We start from the raw sequence: 12,714 nt of genomic DNA, 5'->3' as shown, positions 1-12,714 counted from the left end.
GTAATAAGATGAAAAAAGTAGAAGCTGTAGGAATAGCTATTGGTAATGCTGGTAGAGAAATTGGTTGTGGAAGAGCACCATACGCTTTGTTGAATGAACTAAGAGATAGACGTATAGATGCCCAAATTATCAACTACATTGGTGGAAGAGCTGAAGTACCAACTATGGGTAAGTATTTTACTAAGGTTGCTCAGGCGGTATCTGAGATTCTTAAAGAAGGTAAGTTTCCTTTGGCTCTTGGAGGAGACCACTCATGTGCAATAGGTACATGGAGTGGAGTTTATGACTACCTTAAAGATCAGAAAAAAGAACTTGGTTTGATTTGGATTGATGCGCATATGGATAGCCATAGGCCAGAAACTTCTGAGACTGGTAATATACATGGTATGCCTGTAGCACATCTTTTAGGATATGGGCATGAGGAATTAACAAAAGTACTAAATGATAATCCAAAGTTAAAGCCTGAGAATATTGTTTTCTTTGGAATTCGTTCTTATGAAAAGCCAGAAAGAGACTTTTTGGAAAAATTAGGAGTTAAGGTTTATTATCAAAGTGATTTAACCGATAGAAACTTTGAAGAGTTATTTTCACAAGAATTTGAACGTCTTGAGAAGATTACAGAGGGTAATGTCGGGATTAGTTTTGATTTAGATGGTTTAGATCCTACTAATCTTGACGCTGTAGGAACTCCAGTTGAAAATGGTATTGACCCTCAGGTTTTTTACAAGACTATTGAAAAAATTAATTTTAATAGTTTGGTATGTTTTGAAGTGGCAGAATATAATCCCCTGATTGATAAAACAGAAATCTCTCTTAAATATATGTCAAAACTAATAAGATTAGTTGAAGGCAGTATAAAAAATCTAACTCAAAAATAGTTTATCTTTACAACATTTGATAACATTATCTTACAAGTTTCTCTTTATATATATCTGATGCATAGAAACAACCTTTTATTAATGACTGATAGTTATAAACATTCTCATCCTTATCAATATCCTAATGATGCTAACTATCTTCACTTTTATTTAGAAAGTCGTGGTACTGTAAATAGTGATTTAGGGGCGCATACTAGATTTTTTGGCTTACAGTATTACATCAAGAAATACTTATCTCAGCCAATTACACCAGAAATGATAGATGAAGCTGAAGAAATTCTAAAAGCTCATGGTTTGGTATTTTATCGAGAAGGCTTTGAGAAAGTCCTAAAAAAATATAATGGTTATTTACCAGTTAGGATTCGTGCTGTTAGAGAAGGAAGTTTAGTACCTTTACATAATGTATTGATGACTATAGAAAGTACTGATCCAGAGTTATTTTGGTTGCCTGGATTACTAGAGACACTACTTTTAAAAGTGTGGTATCCAACAACAGTTGCAACAATCAGTTTTAATATCAAAAAACTAATCAAAGAGTATCTTCTAGAAACCGCAGATAATCTCGATAAGCTAGAATTTATGCTTCATGATTTTGGCTATAGAGGTGTTTCATCAGAAGAGTCAGCAGGGATTGGTGGAGCGGCACATCTGACTAATTTTCTAGGAACAGACACTTTGGCAGCATTACAAATTTGTAAAGAGTATTATCATGAAGATATAGCAGGTTATTCGATTCCTGCAAGTGAGCACTCAACAATGACTAGCTGGGGTATTGGTTCTGAGTGTGAGCGCCAAGCCTTTGAAAATATGGTTGAGCAATTTGGAGATAATAGTGTTTTCTATGCTTGTGTTTCTGATAGTTGGGATTTTAAACAAGCAATACAAACTTGGATTGATTTAAAAGATAAGGTCAAAGCTAAAAAAGCAAACTTGGTAATTAGACCAGATTCGGGAGATGCTATAGATAATATTTTATATGCGCTTAATGAATTAGAAAAGGCTTATGGTAGTAATGTAAATGCTAAGGGATATAAAGTTCTACAAAGGGTAGCTTTGATACAAGGTGATGGAGTGAGTCTTAGTTTAGCAAAGAGCATACTATCAGCGATGAAAAAAAACGGGTTTTCTGCTGAGAATATAGCTTTTGGTATGGGTGGAGCATTGCTACAAGGAAATCATGAATCATCTATAAATAGAGATAGTTTCAAGTTTGCTATTAAATGCTCAGCAATCAAACGAGGGGATTCTTTAATTGGAGTTAAAAAAGAGCCTATCACAGATCCTACAAAGAAATCTAAACAAGGACGTCTAGATTTGATTAAAAATGCTAAAGGTAGTTATCAGACAATAGTTCTAGATGATCAGTATGCAATAGGAGATTATCATAGCGACTCAATTCTTGAGACTTATTATGAGAATGGACAAATTAAATTTGAACAATCCTTGTCAGATGTGAGAAAATATACTTAAGTTAGGTATAAATGTAATTTATTTGTATCTATTGCTGTATCTGTATGCAGTTAATTTAATTAATCAATAAAGATAAGGAGTATCTACAATGTTAGAGCATCATCCATTAGTTAAAGAATTCCCTGAGTTAAGAGATCAACTTCATAATGTTAAAGAAGATCATCATATTAGTAATCAAATGAAAAAGTATGAAGATCTAGATAAGAAAATATATAACCTTGAAAGTTCAGGCATGTTTGAAGATATGCAATTAGAAGAGCTAAAAAAACAAAGACTAGAAATCAAAGATACTATCTACAAAGCCCTAAAAAGCTAATCATTGAATAATTTCTATATGAGATTTGATTCTTAAATAAATTACTTTTTTCTATAATTTCTTATAAAACTTTAGTTCTATTTAGTATATCTTTATAGTTATATGTTTATTGCTTAGTTGTTGAGTATTTATTATATATTTTATAAAGAGGGTCTAATGTTAGTAACTAAATACCAAAAAATCGTTATAACTTTGATAGTTTTGACAGGTGTATGCTCTGGCTTTGATATTGGAGTGATATCAGGGACATTACCTGTTATTAAAGAGGAGTTATCTCTTAACCTTACACAACTATCTGAGATAGCTGGTATTGTCTTTTTTGGAGCTTTGCTATCCAAACTAATATCAGGACCATTAATGGATATCTTTAGTAGAAAAAATATTTTGGCTTTTGGAGCATTTCTATTTACAGTATCAATGATATTGATGATGATATCTAATACTTATACAACTTTGATGCTATCAAGACTTCTACAGGGAGTGTCGATTGGGTTCTTGTTGACGGTAATTCCTGTTTATATTTCTGAAACTAGTGTAGCTAAGTTTAGAGGTAGGGCGATGGCTATATTTCAATTATCACTAGTTTCTGGAATTTTTTTGGCTAACTTTTTTGCAAGCTTATTTGTCGCAAGTTTTGGTTGGAGACTGATATTTGCTTGCGCTATCCCTTTTTCAATTTTACTTTTCATCACTAGCTTAATAGCACCATTTTCACCATCTTGGTTAATTTTAAAGGGTAGAAATGAACAGGCACTAACTATTAGTGAGCAATTAGCTCTCAAAGTTCAGCATTCATTAACCGAAAAAAATAAAACAGGTTTTGTTGAGTTTATTAAAATTGTTATCAAACAAAAATACTATTTATCTGTAATACTGATTAGTTTAATGGCAGTTTTAAATGGCTTTGTTGGTATTAATGTCTTTATAAGTTATGGTCCTACTATGTTTGGTCAACTCAGTAGTTGTAGTAATTGTGATGCTACTTATTATGGTACAGCAATGACATTAGTCAATCTTATAGCTACTGTATTTGGCTTGTTCCTTGTCGATGTTATTGGTCGAAGAAAACTTATTATTAGTGGGTTATTAATTTCATTTGTATCTATATTTACAATGATCTTTTGTATAACAGCTGGGTATAATAATTTAGGTCTTCTGATGTTGATTATTGTTGTATTCGGAGGAGCTGTAGGTCCTGGAGTGTGTATATGGTTGGTATTATCGGAAGTTTTACCTGTACATATACGTGGTATAGGGATATCTGTAGCTCTTGTTTCAAAAGCATTAATAGAAAGTATGTTTATCTCGAGATTCTTAGATCTTACTCATAATTATGGTTATGCTCCTGTATTATATTTTATGGGAGCGTGTATTGTTGCATTTATATTTATTGTGTATAAATTTTTGCCAGAAATGACAAATAAAGAGCTTATTTAAGATGTGCTACTAAATCATCAAGCTTATAGCTTGCGATATCTTTTTGTTTTGCATGATGCTCTTCTAAGAGTGCAAAGTCTGCATCAGCATAAGCACATAGATCACCTTTTTCATTGAAGATATCAACTTTTATCCACACGGTAGTACGACCTTTACGAATTACGGTGGTTTTGAAAATATGTGCTACTTTACTATAGGTTGGTTTTAAGTATTTGATATTTAAGTTGCGGGTCATACAAAATGACTTACTAATACTTAAAACATGTTTGCCAAGAATATCATCGCATATAAGTGCGATAATACCACCATGAATAACATTATCCCAACCGACATGATTTGGTAGACATTTGAACTTTGTATACATATGTTCGCCAATATGATACAAAGGTAACTTCACACCAAGAGGATTCTTGGCTATGTCACTAAAGCAAGTGAAACTCCATGGAAAATCAATTGGTTTATAATTATCTAAATTTATCATTTTAGTTTAACCTATTGGATATTTAGTTATTTTTATAATGTTCAGGATTATTGGCTGCTAACAAGCTTCAATAATACCAGCTGCACCCATACCAGTACCAATACACATCGTAATCATAGCATATTTCTTACCAGTACGTTGTAGTCCATGTAACGCTTTGACAGTTAGTACAGTACCAGTTGCACCAAGAGGATGTCCTAAGGCAATAGCTCCACCACAAGGATTAACTTTATTCTTATGAAGTTTCAAATCATTAATCACAGCTAGTGACTGAGCTGCAAAAGCTTCATTTAGTTCAATCCAGTCAATATTATTGATATCTAAACCAGTTTGCTTGAGCACTTTTGGTATAGCTTTGATTGGGCCAATACCCATAATGCGTGGATCAACACCAGCTACAGCAAACCCTAGAAACTTACCTAAAGGTTTTAGGTTGTGCTCTTTTAGGTATTTTTCACTAACTAAAATCACAGCTGCAGCACCATCTGATACCTGTGAGCTATTACCAGCAGTCACAGATCCACCGTTAGCAAAAGCAGGTTTTAGTTTAGCTAATGCCTCTAGTGAGGTATCTTTTCGAGCACCTTCATCTTCAGTTATAGTTTGTTTATGATTAATGATCTCACCAGTAGCTTCATCTGGCTTATTGTGATCAACATCTATAGGCAGTATTTCATCTTTGAAATAACCACTCTCGATAGCATGGATAGCCTTTTGATGACTCTCAAGAGCAAAAGCATCTTGGTCTTGTCGTGATACATTCCAATCTTTAGCAACCATCTCAGCAGTGATACCCATTCCATAAGCTATTGCAACATTTTCATCTTTAGCAAAGATTTCTTTACTAAAAGACATTTTGTTACCACCAAAAGGAATCATACTCATACTTTCAACACCAGCACCGATAGCAACGTCAATATTACCTTGAGCAATCTCATTTGCTGCAATAGCAATTGACTGTAATCCAGAGCTACAATAGCGATTGATTGTAAAAGCAGGAACACTATTAGGTAGTCCTGCCAAAAGAGATGATATTCTTGCGACATTTAAGCCTTGTTCAGCTTCAGGCATCGCACAGCCGACAACTATATCTTCTATATCGTTAGGATTTATATTAGCTTCAGCGACAGTTCTTCTAAGTACATCCGCCAATAATTCATCAGGACGTTTTTTTGCAAAACCACCTTTTTTACCTTTTGTAACAGCAGAGCGTTTTGCAGCGACTATATATACGTTTTCACTCATGTCAATTACTCCTTAATTTCTTAGTGGTTTGCCAGTTTCTAGCATATATTTCATTCTAGCTTCTGTTTTCTCAGATATCGCAAGTTCTTTGAAGTTTATTAGTTCTCTATCGAGTAGCCAATCTTCCGAAACTTCAGTATCTTTTTCTATCTGACCACCACACATAGTATCTGCTAAATTTACTGCGATCTTATAATCATGTTCAGATATTTGATTACCATCACGCATATTTACTAATAAAGCTTTGATTGTAGCGATACCAGTTTCACCAAATACAGGGACTTTTTGTTTCAGAGGTGGTTGATAACCAGCTAGAGCCATAAGTTGAGCTTTTTTAATTGCTACAAGTAGGATTTCTTTAGTATTCATTACGATTATGTCATCATCGCGTAAAAAGCCCATTTCTTTAGCTTCATAGGCACTTTTAGCCACTTGTGCAAGAGCAAGGTTTTTATAACGACGCTCAAAGTCTTTCCAGTGATCTTGAGCTTGAGATGCTCTAATAGCCATTTCTTTTGAGCCGCCCCACCCAGGGATAATTCCTACAGCGGCTTCAACAAGACCAACATAGCTTTCATACGCAGCAACAGCAGCATCACTATGCAAGATAGTTTCACAACCACCACCAAAAGCAAAGCCCTTAACAGCTGCGACAACAGGTATCTTGCTATAGCGTAATTTTTTGCTGATAATTCTATGACCTTTACGGATTACCTCTTCGATAGCAGCTTCGCCATTCATTGCAAATTTGATACCAAATTCTTCTAAGTTGGCACCTACCGAAAATACATCTTGCTCTTGCCAAATAACAAGACCATCAAGATTTTCTTCAGCATAGTTGATAGACTCGGATATACCATCTAAAACATCATCGCCAATAGCACACATTTTGCTCTTAAATGAGAGTATTCCTATATTGTTATAGTCATTAATTTGCCATAGTTTGACACCATCATTTTCATACAGTGTTTGTGTTGCTAAAGTACTAGTATGTTCAACTATATTATCAGCGAATAGTTGACGCTTATAAACATCTAGGCTATCACGAGATATTAGGGTTTTATCCTTAAAGCTAAACTCTTTATTATTTTGATAAACACCGATATCAAGAGTATCAATCCAGCTAGGTAGAGTATTTTTTGATAATGCCTTACCAGCTGAAATATCATCTTTTAGCCAACTAGCTACTTTGTGCCAACCAGCAAGTTGCCATATCTCGAAAATACCTTGTTTCCAACCAAATCCCCAACGAATTGCTAAATCCATATCTTTAGGGAAATTTGATATATCTCCCACTAGATGAGCAGCATACAAAAACATTTCTCTAAAAGTTGCCCACAAGAATTGAGCTTGGGGATTATCGCTATTACGCAGACCTTCCAGTTTTTTGCTCCAATCTCTCTCAGCTAGTATATCTAAGACTTCTTTATCAGCTTTTTTATCAGAAGGGCGATATTCTTTAGTGTCTAAATCAAGTACTTTGATACCATCAGACTCTTTGATATATAAGCCTTTTTTGGTTTTTTGACCAAGTGAACCTGAGTTGATTAGACTTTGAATCCAGTTAGGTGTGTTGTATAGCTTCTGCCAACCATCTTCGAGATTATCTTTCATAGTTTCAACAACATGAGATAACACATCTAAACCAACTAAATCAGCAGTTCTATAAGTTGCACTTTTTGCTCGCCCTAGTTTTTTACCAGTTAGTTCATCGACAATTTCTAAAGGGATATTCATCTGCTCTGTATAGTAACAAGTTACAAGCATTGAAAAGACACCTAATCTATTAGCGATAAAATTTGGTGTATCTTTTGCGCGAATTATACTTTTACCAAGCTTTTCAACTAAGAATGTTTCTAGTTTATCCAAGATTTCAGAATTAGTATCTGCATGAGGGATTAGCTCAACTAAAGGCATATAGCGCGGTGGGTTAAAAAAGTGTACACCACAGAAATTAACTTTGAGATTCTCTGTTAATACTTCAGCTAATTTTGTGATACTCAAGCCAGAAGTGTTTGATGCTAAAATTGCATTTTCTTTGATGTGAGCAGAGATTTTAGAGTAAAGACTCTCTTTGATATCTATACGTTCGGCTACTGCTTCTATGATTAAGTCACAATCTGCTAAAAGTTCAAGATTATCCTCATAATTTGCAGGAGTAATGTATTTGATAGAATCTTTTGAACCAAAAGGCGCTGGGTTAAGTTTAGTAAGTTTTGCTAGAGAATCTTCAACAATAGCATTAGCGCTACCTTGTTGAGATTTTAAATCAAATAAAACAACAGGAAATCTAGCATTTGCAAAATGCGCGGCAATTTGAGCTCCCATAGTTCCAGCACCAAGAACTGCAATTTTATCAATAGCTTTACGCTGTGATTTATTTTCTACAGGTTCTAACTTATTTGCTATAGTGCTACTTGAGGTATTGCTACTTTCTCCAGCTGGGAGATATTCTTCGCCAAAAACTTTAAGATAACCTCGCATAGCATCTTCTTTTGACATACCTTTAATTGCATCCCAAGCCATCCACTTAGCTCGTTCAACCATTTTCAGTGCAGAAGGTTTTTTAGTATTATTATCACCTTCTTTTACTTGTTTATAAAAAGCATAGAGCTTTAACTTTTGGCTATTATCGGGCTTGAAATCAATAGTTGCATCACGAACAGCTATCAACATTTCTTCAAACTTTTTCTCTAACTCTGTCATATTTTCCTCCCGATGTTGGTTTATACATCGTTTTTAGATTCCGTTATTTAAACGAAATGACATTGGTACATATTATTTTTCGCTATTTTTTTGCCATTCTGGGTGAGCATTTTTAGGTCCTAAAGCATAATCGTCAAACTCATCTGTTTGAATTATATTATTAACCTTTATGAGCATCTCATTAGCAATATCTGCCTCTTGTTGAGAGATTATTTTATTCTCTAAAGCTATTTCAATAGAGTCTTGCCAGCTTGCTTTTGGTAGCTTAGAAGTTTTGATAGCATCAATAATTTTTTTCTTAATAGGTTGTGTAGTTAGTGATGCAAGATAAGCATTCTCAACTCTACCAATTGGATCATTATCATCATTTGGTATATAGCACTTATCTTTCATCCATTGTCTTGTATCGCTATTGCTCACTAATGATTTACAAATTTGTACTTCAAGCTTGTCAGATGGTCTTCTGAATTTTTTACCGTAAGGAAAAACAAAAAGCTTCATCTTAGTAGCAAATATTCTATTTGGGAAATTTCTAAATAAGTCTAACATCGCTTGTTGAGCTTGGTATAGACAGTGCTGAATACTCCAATCAACATAGATATCATCACTTTGAGGTTCGCCTGTGTCCTTATAGTATTTCAATACAGCTACAGCCATATACAGATAACTCATGATATCTCCCAAGCGAGCGGATAATCTTTCTTTACGTTTTAGGCCTGCACCTAATACTGTTATTGAAATATCATTAACATAAGAATAAGCAGTACTCATATGTGAGATATAGCGATAGTAACGCTTAAATTTAGAAGGATAGCTAGGAGCTGTAAAGCCTCCACTTAAACCATACCAAAGTGTACGTGAGCCATTTAGAGCCATGTATTTAAAATGACCTTTGAAATTGTCTGTAAATTGTTTTTCATCCTCATTCATTAGGCTTTCTATCTCGTTACGAATATATGGATGACATTTCATCGCACCTTGACCAAAAATCATTAGATTTCGAGTCATAATGTTGGCACCTTCAACTGTTATGCCAATAGGTGTTGCCATATATGGAATAGCTAGATAGTTATTTGGACCCATAATGATTGCTCGACCACCGTGGATATCCATAGCATTGTTGATGGTTGTACGTCCCATCTCGGTTAGGTGATATTTTGCAATTGCAGATGATACAGATGGTCGCAAACCACTATCAACAGCAGAAACTGTGAATTGACGAGTAGCATTGGCAATATAGGCAAGCCCTGCAGTTTCAGCTAGTTTTTCTTGAACTCCTTCAAATTGAGCAATAGGAACTTTGAACTGTTCACGCACACTTGCATAAGCTGCTGTCATTACAGCGGACATTAATGTATTGGCTGTGCCACATGCTGGTAATGAAATAGCTCTACCTATAGATAAGCACTCAACTAGCATCCGCCAACCTTCACCAGCCATTTTTTGTCCGCCGATTATCCAATCGATTGGGATAAAGACATCTTTAGCTTTGATATAGCCATTCATAAAAGCTTGCCCTAGAGGAAAACCACGCCTACCAATTTCTAAACCTTTGTGATTATACGGTAGTAGGGCACATGTTATACCTTCATTACCTGTTTCATCAAGTAAGCCATCAGGATCTTGTAGTTGAAAAGCTAAACCAACTAGAGTGGCAATAGGAGCTAATGTAATATAACGTTTGTTGATATTCTTTAGTTTGATACCTAAAGTTTTTTTGCCATTGAACTCTTCATGGCAGACAATACCATAATCAGGCAATGAAGTCGCATCAGATCCTGCTGTTGGTCCTGTTAAAGCAAAACATGGTATCTCTTGCCCAGAGGCTAATCTAGGTAGATAGTGATCTTTTTGCTCATCTGTACCATAATGAACTAGAAGTTCACCAGGTCCAAGTGAATTAGGTACCATTACAGTGATTGCTGCAGTGACACTTTTGGTTGCTAGTTTCATAACCACTTCTGAGTGAGCCGCTGCTGAGAAGCCTTTACCACCGTATTCTTTGCTAATAACTAAACCTAAAAAGCCTTTTTCACGCATGTATTCCCAAGCTTCAACGCTTAGATCTTTGTCTTGATAATTAATCTTCCAATCATCAATTAGCCTGCATAACTCGGTTGTTTCATTATCTAAAAATGATTTCTCTTCAGCTGTTAGTTCAAATTTCTTTAAACTATGTAACTTATTAAAATCAGGTTTCCCTTGAAATATATCTTGTTCAAACCAGTTATCACCAGCATTTAGGGCAGTTTGTTCAGTTTGAGAAATACTAGGAGTAGCCTTTTTTGCAATATTATAAATTTTGTTGAACATCTTTAGCTCCTTAAGCAAAAAGCTGTTTAGTTATTTATTTTCATATTTTTCAGCATATTCTTTTTGTAATGCATTTACATCTATTTTTCCAACAGTATTTTTAGGTAACTCATCTATGAAGATTATTTTTCTAGGTAATTTATAATGAGCTAATTTAGTTTCACAGTATTTAAAAATTTCTCTTTCAGTAAGTTTTTTGTCATTTTTTAGTACAACAAAAGCAACTGGCATTTCACCTGTTTCGTTAGAGTGCCCTTTGATAACTGCTGCATCCTCAATCTCTTCTTTTTCAGTTAATACTAATTCAACTTCTTTAGGAAAAACATTAAAGCCTGAGACGATAATCATGTGTTTAATGCGTCCTGATATTACTAGGCGACCTTGCTCATCAAGATAGCCCATATCGCCAGTTTTAAGCCAACCATCCTCAGTGAAGTGCTCTCTATTAATCTCTGGAAGACTCCAGAATCCCGGTGACTTTTGTGGGCCTGCCACCCATATCTCTCCTGTTTCACCTTGTGGTAACTCATTACCTTTATCATCGTAAATTTTGATATCAGTATTCGGCAGTGGAAATCCAACACTACCACTGAAATCTTCCTCAAGTAAAGAGTTTACAGTTACGACAGGCGACATTTCTGATAGACCATAACCCTCTTTAATATTTACACCTGTGATTTTTTTCCATTCTTTAGCTACAGCTTCAGAAGTTGGCATGCCGCCACTTATTGAGAGCTTAAAATTAGGGAACTTACTTTGTCTAAATTTTTTATCGTTTAATAGAGCAATATAAAGAGTATTTACAGCAAATATAGTTGAGAAATTACTTTTTCTCATTTCAGCAACTAAGCTTTTGATATCTTTAGGGTTAGGTATAAGTATTTGAAAGGCTCCAGAACAGTAAAAAAGAAATAGATTAGCAGTTAAGCTAAATATATGATAAATCGGTAGGGCAGTTAAGACAATTTGTTCACTGAGCTCGATATCAAACCCTTCTGTCCAAGCTTTTACTTGATAGATATTTGCAACAATATTTCTATGTAGAAGTATTGTGCCTTTAGGTGTACCTGTTGTACCACTAGAGTATTGAAGTGCGGCTATATCATCAGACTTTAATTCAATACTTGTATAGTCTGGAGTGTAGTCTGATTTTAGAGCATCTGTAAATGTATCAAACTTATCTTTTGAGTATTTATCTTTCATACCTTTGATATATTTTACTACAAAGGAGATTATTTGTTTTTTTGGAGTAGGATAAAGATCAGAAATATCTGTAACCATTTTATATTTTAGATCTTCACACTCATCAGCTATAGCTTCGACATTATGCGCAAGTCCGGATAATACAATTACGCCTTTAGCTTTTGAATCTTGTAGGATTCCTTTGACTTCTCTACTTGTATATAGTGGGTTTATATTTACAAAAGCACAACCAAGTTTTACCAAACCGAAAATAACAATTGGGAACTGTAATAAATTAGGCAGCATAATGGCAATATGGTCACCTTTTTGTAATTTCCATTTGTTTTGTAAGAATCCTGCGAATTTATCAGAATAGCTGTTAATCTCGTCAAAAGTTAGTTTTTCACCGTGACAGCTAAGGGCATTTTTATCGTTGAAGCTTTTAGTAGCTTTTTCAAGCATATCTTTTAGAGTAATATTAGGGATATCTATATTCAGAGGAACCTTGTCGGGATAGTTTTTTGTCCATGGCTTAGTGATCATAAAGACCTCCTGATATCTTATAATTTGGTTGTTTTTATTATCTTTATACTATTCTTGCACTCCAATGTATTTCTTATAAATTAATATAATTTATAGTTAAATATTATATGTTATTTGAGCGTATTTATATAATAATCATTCTT

At 34.4% G+C, this 12,714-nt stretch carries 9 protein-coding genes; 4 read left to right on the top strand and 5 right to left on the bottom strand.

What is annotated here, in order from left to right:
- Positions 1–8: 8 nt before the first annotated feature.
- From FQ699_RS00895 to FQ699_RS00880, 4 genes are all read left to right on the top strand, one after another.
- Positions 9–878, top strand: a complete 870-nt coding sequence (locus FQ699_RS00895) for an arginase (RefSeq protein WP_146420740.1) — start codon at positions 9–11, stop codon at positions 876–878.
- A gap of 57 nt (positions 879–935) precedes the next feature.
- Positions 936–2,348: a nicotinate phosphoribosyltransferase gene (locus FQ699_RS00890; protein ID WP_146420739.1), complete on the top strand. Its 1,413-nt coding sequence runs from the start codon at positions 936–938 to the stop codon at positions 2,346–2,348.
- Positions 2,349–2,436: 88 nt separating this feature from the next.
- Positions 2,437–2,664, top strand: coding sequence for an HP1242/YdcH family protein (locus FQ699_RS00885; protein WP_146420738.1), 228 nt, complete (start codon positions 2,437–2,439; stop codon positions 2,662–2,664).
- Positions 2,665–2,820: 156 nt separating this feature from the next.
- A complete protein-coding gene (locus FQ699_RS00880; RefSeq protein WP_146420737.1) occupies positions 2,821–4,101 on the top strand; it encodes an MFS transporter in 1,281 nt (426 codons plus the stop codon).
- Here the strand turns inward: FQ699_RS00880 and FQ699_RS00875 are convergent.
- The 5 genes from FQ699_RS00875 to FQ699_RS00855 all read right to left on the bottom strand — a co-directional run bounded on the left by FQ699_RS00875 (position 4,094) and on the right by FQ699_RS00855 (position 12,571).
- A complete protein-coding gene (locus FQ699_RS00875; protein ID WP_146420736.1) occupies positions 4,094–4,582 on the bottom strand; it encodes a PaaI family thioesterase in 489 nt (162 codons plus the stop codon). The genes FQ699_RS00880 and FQ699_RS00875 overlap by 8 nt on opposite strands.
- Positions 4,583–4,639: 57 nt before the next feature.
- Entirely contained in the window at positions 4,640–5,827 is a 1,188-nt protein-coding gene (locus FQ699_RS00870) for an acetyl-CoA C-acyltransferase (RefSeq protein ID WP_146420735.1), read from the bottom strand.
- A gap of 12 nt (positions 5,828–5,839) precedes the next feature.
- Entirely contained in the window at positions 5,840–8,533 is a 2,694-nt protein-coding gene (locus FQ699_RS00865; protein ID WP_146420734.1) for an acyl-CoA-binding protein, read from the bottom strand.
- A 72-nt stretch (positions 8,534–8,605) separates the two neighbouring features.
- Positions 8,606–10,846: an acyl-CoA dehydrogenase gene (locus tag FQ699_RS00860; RefSeq protein ID WP_146420733.1), complete on the bottom strand. Its 2,241-nt coding sequence runs from the start codon at positions 10,844–10,846 to the stop codon at positions 8,606–8,608.
- A gap of 30 nt (positions 10,847–10,876) precedes the next feature.
- The gene (locus tag FQ699_RS00855) at positions 10,877–12,571 is read right to left on the bottom strand and encodes a long-chain-fatty-acid--CoA ligase (RefSeq protein WP_146420732.1); all 1,695 of its coding nucleotides are present in this window, start codon (positions 12,569–12,571) and stop codon (positions 10,877–10,879) included.
- Positions 12,572–12,714 lie beyond the last annotated feature (143 nt).

This window comes from Francisella salimarina, from assembly GCF_007923265.1.
In the GTDB taxonomy this organism is placed as follows: domain Bacteria; phylum Pseudomonadota; class Gammaproteobacteria; order Francisellales; family Francisellaceae; genus Francisella; species Francisella salimarina.
The sequence above is the reverse complement of the archived record's forward strand: the minus strand, read 5'-3'. Positions and strand labels throughout refer to the sequence as shown.